The 20,591-nt window shown below is 63.6% G+C and carries 19 protein-coding genes and 2 pseudogenes; 14 read left to right on the top strand and 7 right to left on the bottom strand.

Features of this window, described 5'->3' with window-relative positions:
• Positions 1–195: 195 nt before the first annotated feature.
• Complete coding sequence (locus tag ACZYHG_RS11825; RefSeq protein ID WP_464613929.1) at positions 196–1,239, top strand: LacI family transcriptional regulator; 1,044 nt, start codon at positions 196–198, stop codon at positions 1,237–1,239.
• A 167-nt stretch (positions 1,240–1,406) separates the two neighbouring features.
• On the opposite strand, the gene gndA is transcribed toward ACZYHG_RS11825, so the two are convergent.
• The 6 genes from gndA to ACZYHG_RS11795 form a co-directional block, all read right to left on the bottom strand.
• A complete protein-coding gene (gndA, locus tag ACZYHG_RS11820) occupies positions 1,407–2,834 on the bottom strand; it encodes an NADP-dependent phosphogluconate dehydrogenase (protein WP_464613928.1) in 1,428 nt (475 codons plus the stop codon).
• Positions 2,835–2,987: 153 nt separating this feature from the next.
• Positions 2,988–4,625 (bottom strand): copper resistance CopC/CopD family protein, encoded by a 1,638-nt coding sequence (locus tag ACZYHG_RS11815; RefSeq protein ID WP_464613927.1) that lies wholly within the window; start codon positions 4,623–4,625, stop codon positions 2,988–2,990.
• 54 nt (positions 4,626–4,679) lie between these two features.
• Complete coding sequence (locus ACZYHG_RS11810) at positions 4,680–5,198, bottom strand: YcnI family copper-binding membrane protein (RefSeq protein WP_464613926.1); 519 nt, start codon at positions 5,196–5,198, stop codon at positions 4,680–4,682.
• A 40-nt stretch (positions 5,199–5,238) separates the two neighbouring features.
• Complete coding sequence (locus ACZYHG_RS11805) at positions 5,239–5,784, bottom strand: copper chaperone PCu(A)C (protein ID WP_464613925.1); 546 nt, start codon at positions 5,782–5,784, stop codon at positions 5,239–5,241.
• A 99-nt stretch (positions 5,785–5,883) separates the two neighbouring features.
• Positions 5,884–6,240: a DUF2946 family protein gene (locus ACZYHG_RS11800; protein WP_464613924.1), complete on the bottom strand. Its 357-nt coding sequence runs from the start codon at positions 6,238–6,240 to the stop codon at positions 5,884–5,886.
• Between the two features lie 216 nt (positions 6,241–6,456).
• The gene (locus ACZYHG_RS11795; protein ID WP_464613923.1) at positions 6,457–7,359 is read right to left on the bottom strand and encodes a GntR family transcriptional regulator; all 903 of its coding nucleotides are present in this window, start codon (positions 7,357–7,359) and stop codon (positions 6,457–6,459) included.
• A gap of 62 nt (positions 7,360–7,421) precedes the next feature.
• Between ACZYHG_RS11795 and ACZYHG_RS11790 the strand changes: the two genes are divergently transcribed.
• From ACZYHG_RS11790 to ACZYHG_RS11760, 7 genes and pseudogenes are all read left to right on the top strand, one after another.
• Complete coding sequence (locus tag ACZYHG_RS11790; protein ID WP_464613922.1) at positions 7,422–7,613, top strand: hypothetical protein; 192 nt, start codon at positions 7,422–7,424, stop codon at positions 7,611–7,613.
• A complete protein-coding gene (locus ACZYHG_RS11785; RefSeq protein WP_464613921.1) occupies positions 7,610–9,115 on the top strand; it encodes a UxaA family hydrolase in 1,506 nt (501 codons plus the stop codon). The genes ACZYHG_RS11790 and ACZYHG_RS11785 overlap by 4 nt, the downstream gene beginning before the upstream one ends.
• Positions 9,116–9,178: 63 nt before the next feature.
• Entirely contained in the window at positions 9,179–10,177 is a 999-nt protein-coding gene (locus ACZYHG_RS11780; protein WP_464613920.1) for an aldo/keto reductase, read from the top strand.
• Positions 10,178–10,522: 345 nt separating this feature from the next.
• On the top strand, positions 10,523–11,518 hold the full coding sequence (locus ACZYHG_RS11775; RefSeq protein WP_464613919.1) for a substrate-binding domain-containing protein: 996 nt from the start codon (positions 10,523–10,525) through the stop codon (positions 11,516–11,518).
• A 156-nt stretch (positions 11,519–11,674) separates the two neighbouring features.
• The gene (locus tag ACZYHG_RS11770) at positions 11,675–13,228 is read left to right on the top strand and encodes a sugar ABC transporter ATP-binding protein (RefSeq protein WP_464613918.1); all 1,554 of its coding nucleotides are present in this window, start codon (positions 11,675–11,677) and stop codon (positions 13,226–13,228) included.
• Positions 13,225–14,193, top strand: a complete 969-nt coding sequence (locus tag ACZYHG_RS11765) for an ABC transporter permease (protein WP_464613917.1) — start codon at positions 13,225–13,227, stop codon at positions 14,191–14,193. Before ACZYHG_RS11770 ends, ACZYHG_RS11765 begins: the two co-directional genes overlap by 4 nt.
• A 68-nt stretch (positions 14,194–14,261) precedes the next feature.
• Positions 14,262–15,279, top strand: a pseudogene (locus ACZYHG_RS11760) (zinc-binding alcohol dehydrogenase family protein).
• 14 nt (positions 15,280–15,293) lie between these two features.
• Here the strand turns inward: ACZYHG_RS11760 and phnF are convergent.
• A pseudogene (phnF, locus tag ACZYHG_RS11755) lies at positions 15,294–16,044 on the bottom strand (phosphonate metabolism transcriptional regulator PhnF).
• 112 nt (positions 16,045–16,156) lie between these two features.
• Between phnF and phnG the strand changes: the two are divergent.
• Genes phnG through phnK form a run of 6 tightly spaced genes read left to right on the top strand, consistent with a single transcriptional unit; the run spans position 16,157 to position 20,425 of the window.
• Positions 16,157–16,618 carry a phosphonate C-P lyase system protein PhnG gene (gene phnG, locus ACZYHG_RS11750; protein ID WP_464613916.1) on the top strand — a complete coding sequence of 154 codons (462 nt, stop codon included), beginning with the start codon at positions 16,157–16,159 and terminating at the stop codon, positions 16,616–16,618.
• Complete coding sequence (phnH, locus tag ACZYHG_RS11745; protein ID WP_464613915.1) at positions 16,618–17,229, top strand: phosphonate C-P lyase system protein PhnH; 612 nt, start codon at positions 16,618–16,620, stop codon at positions 17,227–17,229. The genes phnG and phnH overlap by 1 nt, the downstream gene beginning before the upstream one ends.
• A 1-nt stretch (position 17,230) precedes the next feature.
• On the top strand, positions 17,231–18,343 hold the full coding sequence (locus ACZYHG_RS11740; protein ID WP_464613914.1) for a carbon-phosphorus lyase complex subunit: 1,113 nt from the start codon (positions 17,231–17,233) through the stop codon (positions 18,341–18,343).
• Entirely contained in the window at positions 18,340–18,759 is a 420-nt protein-coding gene (gene fosX, locus ACZYHG_RS11735; protein ID WP_464613913.1) for a FosX/FosE/FosI family fosfomycin resistance hydrolase, read from the top strand. The genes ACZYHG_RS11740 and fosX overlap by 4 nt, the downstream gene beginning before the upstream one ends.
• The gene (locus tag ACZYHG_RS11730; RefSeq protein ID WP_464613912.1) at positions 18,756–19,652 is read left to right on the top strand and encodes an alpha-D-ribose 1-methylphosphonate 5-phosphate C-P-lyase PhnJ; all 897 of its coding nucleotides are present in this window, start codon (positions 18,756–18,758) and stop codon (positions 19,650–19,652) included. Before fosX ends, ACZYHG_RS11730 begins: the two co-directional genes overlap by 4 nt.
• Positions 19,649–20,425 (top strand): phosphonate C-P lyase system protein PhnK, encoded by a 777-nt coding sequence (gene phnK / locus ACZYHG_RS11725; protein WP_015315654.1) that lies wholly within the window; start codon positions 19,649–19,651, stop codon positions 20,423–20,425. The genes ACZYHG_RS11730 and phnK overlap by 4 nt, the downstream gene beginning before the upstream one ends.
• Positions 20,426–20,591: the final 166 nt, after the last annotated feature.

Raw genomic sequence — 20,591 nt, 5'->3', positions numbered from 1 at the left:
GACGTTTCGCCTTGGATTCTCAAGGGAATTCACGATCTCGTGTCTGCTGCTTTATTCACCGATCGATCCATGAGATGGCAATCTGTAACGTTTCAGGTTATTGACGCCTCGCCGGGCCTGAAATCATGCCACGCCGCAGATCGCGGCGATTGCCGACCCGGCCTGCGGCTGCTATGCGCCTGACGGGCGGGACGAATGGACAGACGGCGTAAGGACGAGAACGACGAGACGTCGGCGCAAAGGCAGCCGACATTGAAGACGCTCGCCTTCATGACCGGGCTCGGCGTCACCACCGTATCGCGCGCCCTGAAGGATGCTCCCGAGATCGGCGCCGAGACCAGGCGTCGCGTCCAGCTCGTCGCCAAGCAGATCGGCTACCGGCCCAACCGCGCCGGTGTGCGCCTGCGCACTGGCAAGACCAATGTCATCTCGCTGGTCTTGAACACCGAGCATGAGCTGATGAGCTTCGTCTCGGACATCATCTACGGCGTCACCTCGGTGATCGCCGACACGCCCTACCATCTGATCGTCACGCCCTATTCGCGCTCGCAGGATCCCATGGACCCCGTGCGCTATCTGGTGGAAACGGGTTCGGCCGACGGCATCATCATCTCGCGCACACAGCCCGACGACGCCCGCGCCCGTTACCTGTTGGAACGCGGCATTCCCTTTGCCACACATGGCCGCACCGATATGGGGCTGGTGCATCCCTATCATGACTTCGACAACTACGCCTTCGCCAACGAGGCCGTGCGCTATCTAGCCGGCATGGGCCGGCGGCGGCTTGCCTTGCTGGCGCCGCCCGTCGGACTGACCTATCACGGTCACACGGTGAACGGCTTTGCCGATGCGCTCAGCGAGGTTGGTGTCAGTGAGGTGCCGTTCAACACCGTCACCATCGACCAGTCGATCGAGCAGATCAGGACGCGCACCGCGCAGCTGATGCGGCGCAACGACCGCCCGGACGGCATCGTCAGCAGCGCCGCCGCTTCGACGCTCGCCATCGTCGCCGGCATCGAGGATGCCGGGCTGGAGCTTGGCCGCGACGTCGACGTGGTGTCGAAACAGTCGTCGGAATTTCTGCATCTGTTCCGGCGCGAACTGTTCGTCGTCAATGAGAGCTTCCGCCTCGCCGGTTCCGAACTCGCCCGCGCGGTGCTCGGCTGGATCGGCGGCGCCGAGCCCGGCTCGCTGCAGTCGCTGAGCAAACCAGGCGAGGTTCAGGCTTATCGGCGATAGCTGACACGACTTGAGAATCGGGTCAGGCCGAGTCGAAAATGGTGGCTTCCGAGAACTGGAGCGGAGCGTACTTTTCGTACGTGAGCTCAGTTCTGCTGCGACGCAGTAGAACTGGGAAGCGCAGGAAGCCGCCATTTGCAGGCCGGTCTCACCTGACTCCATCTAGTCTAGCCAGCCGCTCCGCTGCCCCAGGGCCCGTGGAACGCACCCTGCTCGCCGATGCGTTCGAAGCCATGCGCGCCGAAGAAGTCGCGCTGTGCCTGGATCAGGTTCGAGGTGCCGCGGCCCTGGCGATAGCTGTCGAAATAGGCAAGTGCGGAAGACAGCGCCGGCACCGGCGCGCCGGCTTCCGATGCCTTGGCCACGACGCGCCGCAGCGACGGATGCGCCTCCTGCATCATGGTGATGAAGGCAGGCGCCATCAAAAGGTTGGTGGCAGCGCCGCCGGAACCGAAGGCTTCCGCCATCGTGTCGAGCATCTGCGAACGGATGATGCAGCCGGCCCGCCAGATCTTGGCAATGGTCGGCATCGGCAGGTTCCAGTTGAACTCCTTCGAGGCGGCGCTCATCACCGCGAAACCTTGGGCATAGGCGGCGATCTTGCCGGCGAGCAGCGCCAGCTCCAGGTCTTTCAGAAGTGCCGCCTTGTCACCGGAGATCTTGGTTACGCCAATATTGCCATAGGCTTTTTCGGCCGCTTGGCGCTCGTCCTTGATCGAGGACAGCACGCGTGCAGCAACCGCAGCCTCGATCGCTGTCGCCGGAATGCCCAGCTGCTGAGCCTCGATGACAGACCATTTGCCGGTGCCCTTCTGGCCGGCGCGGTCGAGGATGATATCGACCACGGGCTTGCCGGTCTTCGGATCGTCGGCGGCGAGAACCTTGGCGGTGATCTCGATCAGATACGAATCGAGCCGGCCCTTGTTCCAATCTTCAAAGACCTTGCCGATGTCCTTCGGCCCCATGCCCAGGCCATCGCGCAGGATGCCGTAGATCTCGGCGATCATCTGCATGTCGGCATATTCGATGCCATTGTGGATGGTTTTCACGAAATGGCCGGCGCCGTCGGTGCCGAGCCAAGCGGCGCAAGGCTCGTCCTTGAATTTGGCGGAGATGGCGGTCAGCACCTTCTCGACCCGCTTCCAGCTATCTTCCGTGCCGCCGACCATGATCGACGGCCCGTGACGCGCGCCCTCCTCGCCGCCGGATACGCCCATGCCAATGAAGGTGAGGTTCGAATCGGACAGCTCGGAGAAACGACGCATCGTGTCGCGGAAATTGGCATTGCCGGCATCGATGATGATGTCATTGGCCGACAACACGCCACGCAAGGCTTCGATCTGCTCATCGACCGGCTTGCCGGCCAGCACCATGATGATGACCGGACGCGGCGGTTTGATCGCGGCGGCGAGTTCTTCCAGGCTGTAGCAAGGCACCACCATGTCTTTCAGCGCGCCGGCATTCTCGACGAAAGCATCGGTACGCGCCTTTGTGCGGTTGAAGACGGCGATGCGATGCCCGTGCTCAGCAATGTTCAGCGCCAGGTTGGAACCCATCGTGCCAAGGCCGATCAGGCCGATTTCGGCTTTTTCCATCGTTTCTTCCCTGCTTTCGGATCTTGTTGATTGGAGCCCGCGATTTGGCGGGGATGATTGACGGGCCTTTCGCGCCGCGTCAACCGCCTCGCCGAATTGTGTTGCCGCAAGTCGCAAATGCAGCCGGTTCGACAGCGGTATCACATCCCCGGGTTACGGCCTGATGTCGACAGGCGCTTCGATCTTCACCATCTCGAAGTCCGAAACCAGAATGTCGATGCGCACCGTCCAGCGGCCGGGCACCGGGATGACGAGATTGTCGACACGCCAGCTGCCGTCGCCGGGCTTGGTCGCCGCGCGCTTCAGCGGCTCGATGCCGGAATCGGGCTTCGACAGCACCAGCGTCACTTCCTTGGCGTCGAGCGGTCCGAAATCGCCGGTCATGATGATCATCGAGGCGGCGACGGGCCCGGCATGGCCGGGCGTGATGCTGAGATCGGCCATCGCCTGCAAAGCGTGGATATGGACCGAGACCGGTTGCGCCGCAGCGATCGCCAAAGCCCGAGGCGGCGGCGTGAAGCGCCAGCCGGCGGCAATACCGAAAATCGCCAGCACGATCAGCATTTCGACGCCGATCGAGCGGGTGAGCCTGCGTTGCACCTCAGTCGATCCCGCCTCCGCCGAGGCGGTGAGTTTCCAGCGGTTGACCGCGGCCAGAGTGAACAGGAAGACCAGCAGCGCGAGCTTGACCAGCAGCAGCCGGCCATAGGCGGTGCCGACCAGCGCCGAGGGCGTCTGCACCTGGATGACAGCCAGCACGATGCCGGCCGTGGCAAGCACGGCCACGACAGGCAGGATAGCTGAGGAGAAGCGGCGCAGGAAAGCGACGGCGTCGGCCGTTTGGCGCTTCAGCGCGAGACCGAGCGGCACCAGTGCGCCGGTCCAGAAGGCGATACCGACGCCATGCACGAACACCATGGGCCGCGTCAGCCATTGCGGCTCGGCCGCGCTGGCATGGCCGCTGGCGGCAAGCGCGACGCCGATACCGGCCAGGCCAGCAAGCGCCAATGGCCTGGCAGCTATGCGTGGCCCGGCCAGCGACAGCAGGCCGAGCCCCAGCGCGATCAGGGCGGCCAACACTGTCCAACCGAAGCTGGTGCCGAGCCCGGTCCGCCAGATCACCGGCTGCACCAGATGGGAGAGCGGCGCCCCGAGCGCATCGAGGCCCTGAAAACCCAGCGACAACGGAGCCGTGACCAGCCCGCACAGGATCGCCGCCGTGACAAATCGTTGACCGGCGCGTCCCTCGCCGCCCAGCCAGGCAAGGGCGAAGGCGCCGCCAGCGCCGAGGAAAAGGCCCGTGTAGAGAAAGACCTTGCCGATCCAGATCGCCGACCGCAGCGGCCAGTCGACGGCCTCGGACACGGCGGGCGGTTCGCTTGGCGCGCCGATCGAAAACAGCAGCGAACCGCCGACCGGATGGCCATCGGCGGAAATGACGCGCCAGCTGAGCACATGCGTGCCGGATTTGAGCGCTTGCGGATTGTCGATCTCAACCGTCTGGTCGCTGAGGCGGAAGGATGTCAGCGCGACCGGCGTACCGTCGGGCTTCACCAGCGTCAGCACCAGCGGCGAAACCGGCTCGCTGAAGGTCAGCAAGAACTGCGCCGGCGCTTGCGCCAGCACCGCACCGTCAGCCGGATCGGTCTTGATCAGCGCGGCATGGGCAAAGGCCTGATTTGCCGAGGCCATGACGATGAGCGCCATGATCAAGGCCAGCAGCCCACAGGCAATGCGGCCGAGGGGCTTGCCGGTCGTGGCGACCATATACAGGGAAGATAGTGCGCTCATGTCATGCCTTGGGACGCGGCGCGCTCTAGCGAGCAGAGCGCGCCGCGAGAAAAATTACTTCTTCGGCAACAGCTTGATGCCGGGCGCCGGGTTCTCCAGCGCGTCCTCATCCTGGCCTGCCGCCGGGATCTCGATCCAGCGATCGGCAGCGCCATCGCATTCCTGCACCACCGGGAAATAGAGTTTTTGGCCGGCCGGCAGGTCCGCCGTCAGCGTCGCGCGGAAGACGAACTCGTCGTAGAATTCATCCGGCAGATTACCGCCGCTCCAGTCGACTTCCTTGACGCCGTCGGTCACCGCCTGACCGTAGAGCTGGTAGGACTTGTCGTATTTGCCCTTCTTGGTCTGCAGCGTCCAGCCGGGCTTGGGCATCGGCTTCACCGCGATCACCCCTTCCGGAATCTGCACGCGCACGGCGGTCGTCGCCTTGCCGTCGCAACCATGTGGCACACGCAGCACTGCCTTGTAGGTCGAGCCGACCGCCGCTTCCTGGGTCTCGAGCGTGATGTGCGCGAAGGCGGCATTCGTCCCCAGCACGAGAAACGCGCCGGCTGCCAAAAGATACTTGTTCATGATGGGTCCCTCAGATTTCAAAATTTGCGGATCGGCGCGATCAATTGTCGTGGTCCATGTCCATGCCGCCCATCTCGCCCATGCCTTCGACGGCGAACTCGATATTGACCGTGCCGGCCTTCTCGAAGGTCAGCGTGGCGGCAAATTTTTCGCCTTGCTTGGGTTGCCGCTTCAGACCAACGAACATCAAATGATAGCCGCCGGGTGCCAGCGCCACCTTGCCGCCGGCGGGGATCTCCAGGCCGCCGGAAACCGGCCGCATGGTCATGACGCCGTCCTTGACGCCCATCTCATGCAGCTCGGCCTTTTCAGAGATATCGGAGGAAATCGACAGCAGCCGGTCGGCCGTGCTGCCCTTGTTGACGATGGTGAAATAACCGCCGGCCACCTTGGCGCCGGCCGGCGTGGCGCGCGACCAGGGATGCTCGATTTCGAGATCACCGACCTTGAACTTATGCGCCAGGACAGACTGGGCGCCGACGAACATGATCGCAAAAGCCAGCGCGACAGCGCCGAGACGCTGCTGGACGTGGGACAGAATGCGGCTGAACAGAGTTCCCGCCGCTACAGGGGAAAAATGGGACATGGTTGCTCCATGAAGTGATGATCGCGCCGTTGCCGGTCGCGAGCTATTTGATCTTTGATGGATGCGCCCGCGAAAGGTTCCACGGGGCGGCAAGCAGGCTCAGGCCGCCAGCGGCGGCGCTCGCGGGTTCGACGGCGAGCGTTCGCGCGCAAAGTCGAGATGAATGCTCGCCGGAAAGACGAAGGCGACGGCTTCAAAGGAAAGGCCGCCCAGGGCCAGCCCGACATCGGGCGGCGGCGCAAAGGCCGATGAGAACATGCTGCAGCCAAGCGTGCAGCAGGCCGGCAGATGGGACGGGTGCTGGTCACCGCCGGGAAGCTGGGTGGCGCCGTCGCGGGTACAGATGACGTTGCCGAAAGCGTCGAGTTGCGCGGCATTCGGCCCGATGCCGGAGGCGAACCCGCCGAGCGTCGACTGGAGCAACAGCAGATAGGCCGCGACAAGCGCGGCCGGCATGCTCCAGCGTCTCCCCCGGCGGTTCAAGCCATCTGCCTCTTCAAGCAATCCTGGGAAAGATATCTATCACGGCGGCGACAAGTCGAAAATCGCCAATTCTAGGCTGCGGCAACGCGGCGCGACCAATGCATCTCGCCCAAAAGTGCGCAGCGGTTTTGGGACAACGATATGCATAAAACAGAAATTTGAGCCGCGTCGCGGCTCTCGCGACGCTGCTCAGGATTTTTGCGGTGAGCGGCCTTCCGGGATCGAGGTCAGCAATGTCTGGCGCGCCGACTTCAGGTGCTTGCGGCAAGCGGTGTCGACCTTGCCGAGGTCGCGCGATTTGAGCGCCTCGATATAGGCAAGATGCTCGCCGATCGCGACTTCGTTGCGTTCGCGCTCCTGTGCCTTGTTCCATTGGTAGTGGTAGTGGAAGATCATGGCGATGACGTCATAGAAATCGACGATGAAGCGGTTGAGCGAGGCGCGATGGATGAGCCTGTGAAAGCGCTCGTCCAGCTCCGAGAATTCGTTGAAGCGCGTGGCAATGTCGCGCTGCAGAACACGATGCTGCTCTTCCAGCCGGCCGAGATCGGCCCAGACCGGGCTGTCCGACGGCAGCGCGGCGAAAGCAGCCGCCGAGCGCAGTTCGAACATCTCGCGGATTTCGGTCAGTTCGAGCGCGAAGGCCCGCGTGAAACCCTTCAGCACCCAGTGGCTGTTGCGGCGCTTCTCGATCAGGCCGAAGCGCGAGAAGCGGATCAGGAACTCGCGCACGCTGGTGGTGCCGACGCCGATCTCGCGCGCCAGTTCAAGCTCATTGATCTGCATGCCGGCCTCGGCGCCGCCGGCGAGCAGCCTGCGCATGAACGACCGCTCGATGATCTCGGCCAGTGTATCGGTCTCTTCCTCGGGGAAGAAATCGTCGGGACGCGGATCGCGCAGCACCGTCTTGGCGCGCTTGTTCCAGGCGATCAGCCCGGTCTCTTCCATGCGCGAAAGGATGCTGCGCACGGTCGTGCGGCTGACGCCGAGCAACGTGCCCAGTTCCGGTTCCGACGGCAGGCTGCGCGTCTCGTCGAGCAGCCTGAGGCACCTGTTATAGGCGTCCTTGTAGACGTTGTTGCTCTTCGACATCCCCTGAACCCATTCATGCCGGCGCTTGCGGCGGCCGGCTTGAAGCGCAATATGACGTTCCCATGACCCTGAAAAGCGAGAATCGCTTCCTCAGAAGTCCTGCTCGTTTTTTGCAGCACCATCACCGCGCACGTGGAACTGCCGCGAAAAAACAATTGACGCAAAACTGTTTTTTCACGATAAAAGACATTAACTCTTATCAAGCGCGTGTCAATCCGCGCGCATCCCAGGATCACCCAGGAAACCGCCCGTGAACGTCTCCAACACCATCCTTCTGTCCCCCGCCGACAACGTCGCCGTTGCCAATGGCCGCATCGAGATCGGCACTGTGTTGCCGGGCGGTGCCACCGCCACCGCGCTGATCGAACCCGGCCACAAAGTAGCGATCAAGCCGATCGCCGCCGGTGAAGCCGTGGTCAAATACGCCCAGGCGATCGGCCGCGCCACGCAGGACATCGCGCCCGGCGAGCATGTCCATTCGCACAATCTGGTGTTCGAGGCCGGCCGCCTGCCGGTGGTGCCGCCGAGCGAGGCCGAGCACGCGACCGAGGCTGACCGCGCCCGCACCTTCATGGGTTACCGCCGCGCCGACGGCCGCGCCGGGACGCGTAACTTCATCGGCATCCTTGCCAGCGTCAATTGCTCGGCCACCGTCTGCCATTCCATCGCCGACACAGCCAACCGGACCTTGCTGCCGAAATATCCCGGCATCGACGGCTTCGTGCCGATCGTTCACGGCCAGGGCTGCGGCATGAGCGCCACCGGCGACGGCATGATGGTGCTGCACCGCACGCTGGCCGGCTATGCCCGCCACCCGAATTTCGGCGGCGTGCTGATGGTCGGCCTCGGCTGTGAGGTCAACCAGCTTACCCTTTACGGCCAAAAGGGTGTCGCCGCCGGCAAACGGCATTTCAACATCCAGGACGCCGGTGGGTCGCGCAAATCGGTGGAAAAGGCGATGTTGGTGCTGGCCGAGATCGCCGAGGAAGTCGGCCAGTTGAAGCGCGAACCGATCCCGGTCAGCGAAATTGTCGTCGGCCTGCAATGCGGCGGTTCTGATGGCATGTCCGGCATTACGGCCAATCCGGCGTTGGGTGCCGCTGTCGACATCCTGGCCGGCGTCGGCGGCATCGGCATTCTCTCCGAGACAACGGAAATCTACGGCGCCGAACATCTGCTCGCCTATCGTGCGGCGACGCCGGAAATCGCCAAGAAGCTCGATGGTTATGTGAAGTGGTGGGAAGATCATGTCGCCAAGCATGGCGCCTCGATCGACAACAACCCCTCGCCCGGGAACAAGCGCGGCGGCCTTACCACCATCCTGGAAAAGTCGCTGGGCGCGGTCGCCAAGGGTGGCCAGACGCCGCTCAACGGCGTGTTCGGCTATGCCGAGAAGGTCACCGGCAATGGACTGGTGTTCATGGACACGCCCGGCTACGACCCGGTCTCGGCCACCGGCCAGGTCGCGGGCGGCGCCAACGTTATCGTCTTCACCACCGGCCGCGGTTCCTGCTTCGGCTGCCGGCCGACGCCGTCGATCAAGGTCGCCACCAACTCGACCATGTATCACCAGATGGAAGAGGACATGGACGTCAATTGCGGCGTCATCGCCTCGGGCGAAAAGACCATCGCCGGCATGGGCCGTGAGATCTTCGAGCTGATCGTCGAGACGGCTTCGGGCCGCAAGACCAAGAGCGAGGATTTTGGTTACGGCGACAACGAGTTCGTGCCGTGGCATCTCGGCGCGACGCTCTAGATTTGACTTATATCTCGTAGACTTGGCCGAGCCGGATGTCGGCCGGCAACGGGGAGGTTGCGCATGGAAAAACGCCGCATCGGCCAGACGGCGCTCGAGGTCACCGAGATCAGCTTCGGTGGTGCCGCGCTCGGCGGCCTATACCGCGCCTGTTCACGCGAACAGGCGATGGAGACGCTGCAAGGCGCGTGGGAAGCTGGCCTGCGCTATTTCGATACCGCGCCCTTCTATGGTTTTGGCCTGTCGGAGCGGCGCTTCGGCGATTTCCTGCGCTACAAGCCGCGCGATTCCTATGTGCTGTCGACCAAGGTCGGCCGCCTGTTGCGACCGGTGCCTGAAGACCAGGTGCCCGATCACTCCTATGTCGATCCGCTGCCGTTCGCGCTCGACTACGACTATTCCTATGACGGCATCATGCGCTCGGTCGATTTCAGCTATGCGCGGCTTGGCCTCAACAAGATCGATATCCTGTATGTCCACGACATCGGCGCCTACACGCACGGCGTCGAGAAGACCAAACTGCACTTTCGCCAGCTGATGGATGGCGGCCTCAAGGCGCTCGAGGAGCTGAAGCGGGCCGGCACGATTTCCGCCTATGGGCTCGGCGTCAATGAAGTCCAGATTTGCCTCGATGTGATGCGCCGCGCGCCGCTCGACTGCATCCTGCTCGCCAGCCGCTATTCCTTGCTCGACCGCAGCGCAGAAGCCGAACTGCTGCCGCTGTGCCTGAAACAAAAGACGTCACTGGTCATCGGTGGCGTCTTCAACTCCGGCATATTGGCGACCGGACCGGTGCAAGGCGCGCATTTCGACTACCAGCCCGCCTGCCCCGATGTCCTCGATCGTGTCGACGCCATGGAAAAGATCGCCGGCGAAGGCGGCTACCCGCTGGCCGCCGCCGCCTTCCAGTTTCCCCTGCGCGAGCCGACGGTCGCCACTGTGCTGACCGGTACCGCCAAACCGGCAAACCTGACACGCAATCTCGAACTGCTCGACGTCGATGTGCCGGAGACGGAATATGCCAAATACCGTCCCTACACCGTGCGGCAGGAGCTGGCATGAAGCTGGCACCCGTCCGCCGGTGTGCGAAATATCTGGGCCACCGACTTCACAACTTTGCGATCGCAAGAAAGAATGAACATTCCATATTGACTGACGTATGGAATTAATATTCCATATCTCCTAGAACGGAACGGGAGCATATGGCTTCGGCAAGGGAGGAGCGCGCGGGAGGGTGCACCCCGAAAGACCTTGCATGGACTGGTGTGAAACACCGCTTGCATCGCCCGGATCGATGCACTATCAAAACATGGCAACTGTTTTTTATTGATAAAGTTCCGTTTGGGCCGCGCCTATCCGAACGGAGCTTTCCGTAACGTTCACCGGGCGACTTAGGGAGGATCCTAGATGAAATTCGTGACCAGCCTACTCAACCGCCGCGCCGTCATGGCGCTGGCAGCAGCTTCGATGCTTACCGGCGTCATGCATTCGGCGCCGGTTTCGGCGGCGGACGTGACCATTCCGATCATCGTCAAGGACACCACGTCCTTCTACTGGCAGATCGTTCTGGCCGGCGCCCGCAAGGCCGGCAAGGATCTCGGCGTCAATGTGCCGGAACTCGGCGCGCAAGCTGAAACCGACGTCAATGGCCAGATCTCCATCCTTGAAAACGCCGTTGCCGGCAACCCGGCCGCCATCGTCATTTCGCCGACGGAATTCAAGGCACTCGGCAAGCCGATCGATGAAGCGGCCGCCAAGGTCAAGGTCATCGGCATCGACTCCGGCGCCGACTCCAAGGCCTTCACTTCGTTCCTGACCACTGACAACGTCCAGGGCGGCCGCGTTGCCGCTGACGGTCTCGCCGCAGCCATCGGCGCAGCCAATGGCGGCAAGGTCGAAGGCAAGGTAGCCCTGATCACGGCGCTTCCCGGTGCCGGCTCGCTCGAACAGCGCGCCCAGGGCTTCAAGGAAGAGCTCAAGGCCAAATATCCTGGCCTGGAGCTGGTGGCCGACAAATATGCCGACGGCCAGGCCACGACCGGCCTCAACATCGCGACCGACCTGATCACCGCCAATCCCGACCTCAAGGGCATCTTCGCCTCCAATCTGATCATGGCGCAGGGCGTCGGTCAGGCCGTGGCCGAGAACAACCTTGCAGGCAAGCTGGCCCTGATCGGCTTCGACAGCGACGAGAAGCTGATCAAGTTCCTCAATGACGGCGTCATCTCCGGCCTCGTCGTCCAGGATCCGTACCGGATGGGCTATGACGGCATCAAGACCGCGCTCGCCGCCTCGAAGGGCGAGAAGGTCGAAGCCAATGTCGACACCGGCGCCAATCTGGTGACCAAGGCCAACATGAAGGATCCCAAGATCGACGCGCTGCTCAACCCGAAGCTCAAGTAGGCATCGGTATGAAAACTGTTTCCGGGGCCTCGCGCCCCGGAAACATCAGCTTCTGGCACAAACGGCTTGGCAATCCGCTGCCTTGGGCTAGGCTGCAAATGAGGTGTGTTACGGCCTCGCCGCCTGCCAACCGTGAGACCATCTGGGAGGATTGTCATGATTTCGACAGCGCAGGACCTGCATCCCGCCCCCGCGCTGCAACCAGGGCGGACGATCCTTGAATTGCGGGGACTGGAGAAGCGCTATCCCGGCACGCACGCGCTGAAGCCCGTCGACCTCGCTTTCAAATCAGGCGAAATCCACGCCATCGTCGGCGAGAATGGGGCCGGCAAATCAACCCTCATCAAGCTCCTGACCGGCGTCATGCCGCGCACCTCCGGAGAAGTCATCTGGGAAAGCCAGCCGGCAGCGCTCGCGACACCGCATGAAGCGATGGCGCTCGGCATCAACGCGGTCCACCAGGAGGTCGTGCTCTGCCGCCATCTGACGGTCGCTGCCAACATGTTCCTTGGCGAGGAGAATTCCCGCTTCGGCATCCTGCAACAACGTGCCATGGTCAGGGAAGCCCAGAAGATCATCGACGATCTCGGCTTCGACCTGCCGGCGCATGTCACGCTTGGCGACCTCACCATCGGCCAGCAGCAATTGATCGCCGCCGCACGTGCGACCGTACGCGGCACCAAGTTCCTGATCTTCGACGAGCCGACTGCCTACCTGACCCGAAAGGAAGCCGATCAACTGTTCACGCTGATCCGCCGGCTTAAGGGCGAAGGCGTGACGATCATCTACATCAGCCACCGCATGGAGGAAGTGTTCGAGCTTGCCGACCGTGTCTCGGTGCTGCGCGACGGCACGCTGGTCGGCACCAGGAACATCGCCGAGACCAATGACGCCGAGCTGGTCAAGATGATGATCAACCGCTCGATCGAGCAGATCTACCACAAGGAACACTTCACGCCGGGTGCGCCGATCCTCGAAGCCAGGAACCTTTCCGGCAACGGCTTCGAAAACGTGTCGATGACAGTCCGCGCCGGCGAGATCGTCGGCCTCTACGGTCTGATCGGCGCCGGGCGCAGCGAGTTCGTCACCACACTGTATGGCCGCCACCGCAAATCGACCGGCCAGATTCTGTGGGAAGGCAATGAAGTCCAGATCAACTCCGAGCATGACGCGATCAAGCTCGGCATGGCGCTGGCGCCGGAAAGCCGCCGCGACCAGGGCCTGTGTCTCAATCTGCCCGTCGGCTTCAATCTCAACTTGCCGATCTACAAACGCATCTCGAACAATATGCTGATCTCGGGCACGCAAGAAAAGACGCAAGCCGACCGCCAGATCGCCGACCTGCGGATCAAGACACCGACGCGCAATGCCCTGGCCTCCAGCCTGTCCGGCGGCAACCAGCAGAAGATCGTCATCGGCAAGTGGCTGGCCCACGGCGCCAAGCTGTTCATCTTCGATGAACCGACGGTCGGCGTCGACGTCGGCACCAAGGCCGAAATCTACCGCCTGTTCAGCGCGCTCCTGTCCAAGGGCGCCGGCATCATCCTGATCTCGTCCTACCTGCCGGAGGTCTACGAGCTCGCCGACACGCTGCACGTGTTCCGGCGCGGCAAGCTGGTGGCCACCCATGGGTTCCACGCCGCCGATCACGAGGAAATTCTCACGCAGGCGCTCGCCGAGAAACAAGAAAAACTGGGAGGACAGACATGAGCACCGAAGCGATTGCTGCCGAAAAGCCGAAGCGCAACTACAACGCCCTGTTCGGATTGACGCTTCTGGCCCTGCTGGTGCTGCTGTGGGTCATCCTGTCGCTGTCCACATCGAGCTTTGCCTCCGCCAACAACATCTCGAACCTGCTGCGCCAGGGTTCGATGATCGCGATCCTCGCGGTCGGACAGACCTTCGTCATCATTACCGGCGGCATCGACCTTTCCGTCGGCGCCGTGGTCGGTTTCGCCACCGTCATCGCAGCAATGCTGATCAACGCCGGCGTGCCGGTCTTCCTTGCCGTCCTGCTCACCTTGCTGGTCGGTGTCGCCATCGGCCTGTTCCATGGCTTTGGCATCGTCAAGATGGGCTTGCCGCCCTTCATCATAACGCTGGCGACACTGACCTCGCTGCGCGGCATCGGCCTTTTGATCACCAATGGCAATTCGATCTCGATCAACAACGACGCCTTCCAGGAATTCTCGCGCAATTCCTTCCTTGGCATTCCCAACCTGTTCTGGATGGTCATCCTGGTCGGCATCCCCGCCTATGTCTTCCTCCACCACAGCCGCTGGGGCCGCTACCTGTTCTCGGTCGGCTCCAATGCCGAAGCCTCGCGCCTGTCCGGCGTCAACGTCCAGCGCACCATCTTCATGGCCTACACGCTGTCGGGTCTCTGCGCGGCGTTCGTCGGCGTGCTGCTCGCTTCGCGCATCGGCATAGGCAATCCGACTCAGGCCGAGGGCTGGGAACTGCAGGCGATCGCCTCATCCGTCATCGGCGGCACCTCCCTGTTCGGCGCGGTCGGCTCGGTGCATGGGCCGCTGCTCGGCGCATTCATTCTCGCCACCATCAACAACGGCGCCAACCTGCTCAACGTCAACGCCTTCTGGCAGCGCATCATCACCGGCGCGTTGATCATCATCATCGTCTACTTCGATGGACTGCGTCGCCGCGGCAGCAAGTAATTCACAACTGGCATCGCCGCTGGCATGGCCGACGGGCCGGCGGCGCCGTGAACCGACTGGATTGAAGCATGAAAGCTGTCGTCTGCCGCTCCCCCGGCGATCTCATCCTTGAAGACCGTCCCGCGCCCGGCGCGCCACCCCCCGGCTGGGCGCTGGTGGCAGTCAGCCATGTCGGCATCTGTGGCACCGACTACCACATCTTCGAGGGCAAGCACCCGTTCCTCGCCTATCCCCGCATCATGGGCCACGAAGTGTCGGGAACGATCGTCGAGGCCGGTGAAGGCGTCGACCTTGCCGTCGGTGAACCGGTCGTCATCAATCCCTATCTGTCCTGCGGCAAGTGCATCGCCTGCCGGCACGGCAAGCCGAACTGCTGCGTCAGGATCGAGGTGCTCGGCGTGCATCGCGACGGCGCCATGTGCGAGAAGATCCTGGTGCCGGAGCAAAATCTCTATCCGGCCAATGGCCTGTCGCTGACCGACGCCGCCGCCGTCGAATTCCTGGCCATCGGCGCGCATGCCGTGCGGCGTGCTAGGGCTGATGCCGGTGCCCGCACGCTGGTCATCGGCGCCGGCCCGATCGGGCTCGGCACCGCCATCTTCGCCCGCATCGCCGGGCTCGACGTGACGCTGCTCGACATGAGCAGCGAACGGCTTGCCTTCGCGGCGGCCGAACTCGGCTTCCAGAACTCTCGACGGCTCACGCGGAGCGGTACCCGATCTGATCAGGGAAGCGACATCAGGCGAAGGCTTCGACGTGGTCTTCGACGCCACCGGCAACACCCAGTCGGTGCAGTCGGCCTTCGCCCATGTCGCGCATGGCGGGACATTGGTGCTGGTCAGTGTCGTCAAGGACGACATCGTCTTTTCCGACCCGGAATTCCACAAGCGTGAAATGACGCTAATCGGCAGCCGCAATGCGCTACGTGCCGACTTCGACCATGTCGCTGCCTCGATCCGCAACGGCGCCGTACCGCTGGCCAAGCTCGTCACCCACCGCACCTCGCTTGCCGATACGCCGCGCGATCTCGCCCGCTGGGCACATGAGAAGTCCGGCCTGATCAAGGCTGTGATCGAGATCGGATAAACTGCGACGGACGCTCAGAGAGCCGACAGTTTGAGCTCGAACTCGTTCCGCCGGGAAGCGTGACTCGGAAAACTGGACCGGCTGGCCGTCAGGCGTGACGTTGACGGAGATCGTCACCAGCACGATGGCGCCCGGCTGCAGGGCGAGGTCGGCGAGATCGGCCGCATCGGCGTGGCGCGCCGACAGCACGGTGGACTGCCTGAGATAATCGTCTATGCCGAAACGGGCCAACGACGCGGTAATCGAGCCGGTCTCAGCCATCGCCTTGTCGATGCCGGCAAAGCGGCTGGCATCGAACCAGCCGGCGGCGCGTGACACAGGCCGTCCGTCGGCTTCACCGCGCGTCTCCAACCTTATCACCTCGGCGCCCCTGGCAAGGCCAAGCCCCTCGGCGACACGCTGGCTGGCCGGCTCGACCGATGAGGAGAGCAGCACGATATGCCGTTCCGATGTCTGCCCTTGCAGGCCGGTCGAAAAGCGCGTGCGCGCACCGATCGGATAGGACAGCCGCTTGCGCGACAAGACGAAGGTGCCGCGCCCCTGCTCGGCCCGCAGCACACCTTCCTGCACGAGGGCCGATATGGCGCTGCGCACCGTGTGGCGGTTGACGCCATAGCGTTCGGCGAGCGACACCTCCGGCGGCAGCGCGGCATTCTCGGCGAAGTCGCCCACCGCAATTCCGTGCAGGATCTTGTCGGCAATCTGCCGCCACAGCGACACGCCGCTGCGCCGCTCGATGCTGTCAGCTGCCATCTGCCCAATCATGACTCGCCCCCAGCCCTGTCATCCACCCGTCATGGACACGCGTTAGGTAATATGTATAATTTGTATAGTTGTCTATATCAATAGACAAATTTAGCCAGGAGGAATGTTGCTGATGCGAGGACAGGAGGCCCGCGACCAGGCCGAGCGCAAGGCCGCCATGGCGACACTGGCGCAATCGAGCGGCGACGATATCGTCCGGCTCTGGAACGAGGCCGACCTGCCTTCGCAAGCCGAACTGCTGCGCGGTCCCGAGACCGGCCTGGTGACGCTGCGCGGCCGCATCGGCGGCGGCGGCGCGCCCTTCAATGTCGGCGAGGCGACTGTCACCCGCGCCACCGTCCGCCTTCCCTCCGGACAGGTCGGCCATTGCTACGCGCTTGGCCGCGACAAGCAGAAGGCGAAGCTGGCGGCGATCGCCGACGCGCTGTGGCAGGACCCTGCCCGCCGCGCCGAGGTCGAGGCCAGGCTGATCGCGCCTTTGCGGTCGGCGCTCACCACTGCCCATGAAAAACGCCGCGCCGAGACGGCGGCTACGAAGGTGGATTTCTTCACCATGGTTCGCGGAGAAGACTGATGGATATCGCAGCGCAATCGATCGAGGGTGGCTTCGTCGATCCGGTCTTCAACGCCCAGACCGTTTTCCGCGCGATCATGGATGCGATGGCGCGGCCGGGCAGCGTGCGGCCTTTGCCGGCCTTGGCTCGCCCGCCGGCGCCGCTCTCGGCGACCGCTGGCGCCGTAGCCCTGGCGCTCTGCGACAATGACACGCCGCTCTGGCTCGACCCGGCCCTGAACGCCTCCGCCTCGATCGGCTCCTGGCTTGGTTTCCACACCGGCGCGCCGCTGGCCAACACGCCGGCCGACGCGCATTTCTCACTTGTCGCCAACCCGGCCGAGATGATGGCGCTCGACGGCTTTTCGCAGGGAACGCAGGATTATCCCGACCGCTCGACCACACTGATCCTGCAGGTCAGCGACCTCACTTCAGGCGCTCCGCTGCTGCTCGAAGGTCCTGGCATCGAAACCAGCGCCACGATCGCGCCGGCGCAGATGCCGCGTCACTTCGTCGAGCAGTGGAAGCAGAACACCAAGCGTTTTCCGCGCGGCGTCGACATCATCCTCGCCACCGCTGAAGGCATAGCCTGCCTGCCGCGCACGACGCGCATCAAGACGATGGAGGCCTAGCATGTATGTCGCGGTAAAAGGCGGCGAGGCCGCAATTGCCAACGCCCACAGCCTGCTCGCCGATCGCCGGCGCGGCGACCGTTCGGTGCCCGCACTTCGTCTCGACCAGATCGTCGAGCAATTGGCACTCGGCGTCGACCGGGTGATGAGCGAAGGCTCGCTCTATGACCGGGAACTGGCAGCACTCGCCATCGTCCAGGCGCGCGGCGACATGATCGAGGCGATCTTCCTGGTGCGTGCCTACCGCACCACGCTGCCGCGCTTCGGTTACTCCAAGGCCATCGACACCAGCATCATGCGGGTCGAACGGCGCGTCTCTGCAACCTACAAGGACCTGCCCGGCGGCCAGTTGCTTGGCCCGACCTTCGACTACACGCACCGGCTGCTCGATCCCGAGCTTGCCGCCGGCGCCGATGTCGCCGAGCCGTTGCAACGTGACACCGAAGCGCAGGCCATGCCGCGCGTCTCGGCGATCCTCGCCCGCGAAGGCCTGATCGAACCGGATGGCGACATGCCGCAGGACCATGTCCCCGGCGACATCACCCGTGAGCCGCTGGAATTCCCGATGGCCCGCGACATCCGCCTGCAGGCGCTGTCACGCGGCGATGAGGGTTTCCTGCTGGAACTTGGCTATTCCACCCAGCGCGGCTATGCCCGCAACCATCCCTTTGTCGGCGAAATCCGCATCGGCGAGGTCGAGCTGGAGTTGGACGTTCCCGAACTGCCCTTCGCCGCACCGCTCGGCACGGTGCGCGTCACCGAATGCCAGATGGTCAACCAGTTCAAGGGTTCGGCCAAGGTGCCGCCGCAATTCACGCGGGGCTACGGCCTCGTCTTCGGCCAGAGCGAGCGCAAGGCGATGGCCATGGCGCTTTGTGACCGGGCACTACGCGCCACGGAACTCGGCGAGGATGTCGTTGCCGCCGCCCAGGACGAGGAGTTCGTCATCTCGCACTCCGACAACGTCCAGGCGACCGGTTTCGTCGAGCATCTGAAGCTGCCGCACTATGTCGACTTCCAGGCCGAGCTCGACCTCGTCCGTCGCATGCGCGCCGAATACGAAGCCCGCGAGAACCCGGCAAAGGTCGAAGAGAAGCGGCAGGCCGCGGAATGATCGAGGGCCTGTCCCACATGACCTTCATCGTCAGGGATCTCGAGCGGATGACCGCGATCCTTGAAGGCGTTTTCGATGCACGCGAAGTCTATGCCAGCGACACCAAGCAGTTCTCGCTGTCGCGCGAGAAATTCTTCCTGGTCGGCGACATCTGGGTCGCCATCATGGAGGGCGAGAAGCTGCCCGAGCGCAGCTACAACCACATCGCCTTCAAGATCGATGACGCCGATTTCGACCGCTATGCCGAGCGCGTCGGCAAGCTAGGTCTCGACATGCGCCCACCACGTCCGCGCGTCGAGGGTGAAGGCCGCTCGATCTATTTCTACGACGACGACAACCACATGTTCGAACTGCACACCGGGACGCTCAATGAGCGGCTGACGCGTTATGCCAAAGGATTTGAGGTCGCATCATGACCGACATCGCCACCTACAACTTCGCCTATCTCGACGAACAGACCAAAAGGATGATCCGCCGCGCGATCCTCAAGGGCATCGCCATCCCGGGCTATCAGGTGCCGTTCGCCTCGCGCGAAATGCCTATGCCTTACGGCTGGGGCACCGGCGGCGTCCAGGTGACGGCATCGATCATCGGCCCTGATGATGTGCTGAAGGTCATCGACCAGGGCGCCGACGACACCACCAATGCGGTGTCGATCCGCGCCTTCTTCAAGAAGGTCGCCAATGTCGCTGTCACCACCGATACCGCCACCGCCACCATCATCCAGACCCGCCACCGCATCCCCGAGCATCCGCTGACGGCGGGCCAGGTTCTGGTCTACCAGGTGCCGATCCCCGAGCCGCTGCGCTTCCTCGAACCGCGCGAGACCGAAACGCGCAAAATGCATGCGCTGGAGGAATATGGCCTCATGCATGTGAAACTCTACGAGGACATCGCCAAGCACGGCCGCATCGCCACCACCTACGCCTATCCGGTCAAGGTCGAGGGCCGCTATGTGATGGACCCCTCGCCGACGCCGAAATTCGACAATCCCAAGATGCATCGCTCACCGGCCCTGCAACTGTTCGGCGCCGGCCGCGAAAAGCGCATCTATGCGGTGCCGCCCTTCACCGAAGTCGTCAGCCTCGACTTCGAGGACCATCCGTTCGAGGTGCAGACCTTCGACCAGCCCTGCGCGCTGTGCGCGGCCGAGAATGTCTATCTCGACGAGGTCATCCTCGACGACCATGGCGGCCACATGTTCGTCTGCTCGGACACCGACCACTGCGAGAAGCGGCGCGCCGAAGGCCATCGCGGCCATCTTGCCCCGGAAACCCCTGCTGCAGGAAACTTGGAGCCGGCACAATGACCGACGAACCGCTGCTGCGCGTCTCGGCGCTTTCCAAATTCTACGGCTCGCGTGTCGGTTGCGACAACGTCTCGTTCGACCTGTGGCCGGGCGAAGTCCTGGCTGTCGTCGGCGAATCCGGCTCCGGCAAGACGACATTGCTCAACTGCCTGTCGACGCGACTGCTGCCTTCCTCCGGCACCGCCAGCTACCGCATGCGCGACGGCCAGTTCCGCGAACTCTATCGCATGAGCGAGGCAGAGCGCCGCTTCCTGATGCGCACCGATTGGGGCTTTGTCCACCAGAACCCGGCCGACGGCCTGCGCATGACGGTCTCGGCCGGCGCCAATGTCGGTGAACGGCTGATGGCGGTCGGCGACCGCCACTATGGCAAGATCCGCGCCACAGCCGTCGACTGGCTGTCGCGCGTCGAGATCGAGGAAGACCGCATCGACGACGAGCCCCGCGCCTTTTCCGGCGGCATGCGCCAGCGCCTTCAGATCGCTCGCAATCTGGTCACCGGCCCGCGGCTGGTGTTCATGGATGAACCGACAGGCGGCCTCGACGTCTCGGTGCAGGCACGCCTGCTTGACCTCCTGCGCGGCCTTGTCACCGATCTCGGTCTCGCGGCGATCGTCGTCACCCACGACCTCGCGGTGGCGCGGCTTCTGTCCCAGCGCATGATGGTGATGAAGGACGGCCGCGTCGTCGAAAGCGGCCTCACCGACCGCGTGCTCGACGATCCCCGCGCGCCTTACACGCAATTGCTCGTTTCCTCGATCTTGCAGGTGTGAAGATGATTGCTCCGGCGCACCCCCCTCTGGCCTGCCGGCCATCTCCCCCTCAAGGGGGGAGATTGGCTACCGCCGCAGGTTTCGCCACTCTCCAACGTTGCAGAACTGGAGCAACAAAAAAGCTGCCGATCTCCCCCCTTGAGGGGGAGATGCCTGGCAAGGCAGA

Source organism: Mesorhizobium subarcticum, assembly GCF_055456085.1.
This window is presented reverse-complemented; position numbering and strand designations above follow the sequence as displayed.

What these genes read in the sequence shown, in the direction of transcription:
- ACZYHG_RS11730 (WP_464613912.1), top strand. Translation starts at nt 18,756, where the DNA reads ATGACCGACATCGCCACCTACAACTTCGCCTATCTCGACGAACAGACC.
- fosX (WP_464613913.1), top strand. Translation starts at nt 18,340, where the DNA reads ATGATCGAGGGCCTGTCCCACATGACCTTCATCGTCAGGGATCTCGAG.
- gndA (WP_464613928.1), bottom strand. Translation starts at nt 2,834, where the DNA reads ATGGAAAAAGCCGAAATCGGCCTGATCGGCCTTGGCACGATGGGTTCC.
- ACZYHG_RS11815 (WP_464613927.1), bottom strand. Translation starts at nt 4,625, where the DNA reads ATGAGCGCACTATCTTCCCTGTATATGGTCGCCACGACCGGCAAGCCC.
- ACZYHG_RS11775 (WP_464613919.1), top strand. Translation starts at nt 10,523, where the DNA reads ATGAAATTCGTGACCAGCCTACTCAACCGCCGCGCCGTCATGGCGCTG.
- ACZYHG_RS11770 (WP_464613918.1), top strand. Translation starts at nt 11,675, where the DNA reads ATGATTTCGACAGCGCAGGACCTGCATCCCGCCCCCGCGCTGCAACCA.
- ACZYHG_RS11825 (WP_464613929.1), top strand. Translation starts at nt 196, where the DNA reads ATGGACAGACGGCGTAAGGACGAGAACGACGAGACGTCGGCGCAAAGG.
- ACZYHG_RS11780 (WP_464613920.1), top strand. Translation starts at nt 9,179, where the DNA reads ATGGAAAAACGCCGCATCGGCCAGACGGCGCTCGAGGTCACCGAGATC.
- ACZYHG_RS11765 (WP_464613917.1), top strand. Translation starts at nt 13,225, where the DNA reads ATGAGCACCGAAGCGATTGCTGCCGAAAAGCCGAAGCGCAACTACAAC.
- ACZYHG_RS11810 (WP_464613926.1), bottom strand. Translation starts at nt 5,198, where the DNA reads ATGAACAAGTATCTTTTGGCAGCCGGCGCGTTTCTCGTGCTGGGGACG.
- ACZYHG_RS11805 (WP_464613925.1), bottom strand. Translation starts at nt 5,784, where the DNA reads ATGTCCCATTTTTCCCCTGTAGCGGCGGGAACTCTGTTCAGCCGCATT.
- ACZYHG_RS11800 (WP_464613924.1), bottom strand. Translation starts at nt 6,240, where the DNA reads ATGCCGGCCGCGCTTGTCGCGGCCTATCTGCTGTTGCTCCAGTCGACG.
- ACZYHG_RS11790 (WP_464613922.1), top strand. Translation starts at nt 7,422, where the DNA reads ATGACCCTGAAAAGCGAGAATCGCTTCCTCAGAAGTCCTGCTCGTTTT.
- phnH (WP_464613915.1), top strand. Translation starts at nt 16,618, where the DNA reads ATGGATATCGCAGCGCAATCGATCGAGGGTGGCTTCGTCGATCCGGTC.
- ACZYHG_RS11795 (WP_464613923.1), bottom strand. Translation starts at nt 7,359, where the DNA reads ATGTCGAAGAGCAACAACGTCTACAAGGACGCCTATAACAGGTGCCTC.
- phnK (WP_015315654.1), top strand. Translation starts at nt 19,649, where the DNA reads ATGACCGACGAACCGCTGCTGCGCGTCTCGGCGCTTTCCAAATTCTAC.
- phnG (WP_464613916.1), top strand. Translation starts at nt 16,157, where the DNA reads ATGCGAGGACAGGAGGCCCGCGACCAGGCCGAGCGCAAGGCCGCCATG.
- ACZYHG_RS11740 (WP_464613914.1), top strand. Translation starts at nt 17,231, where the DNA reads ATGTATGTCGCGGTAAAAGGCGGCGAGGCCGCAATTGCCAACGCCCAC.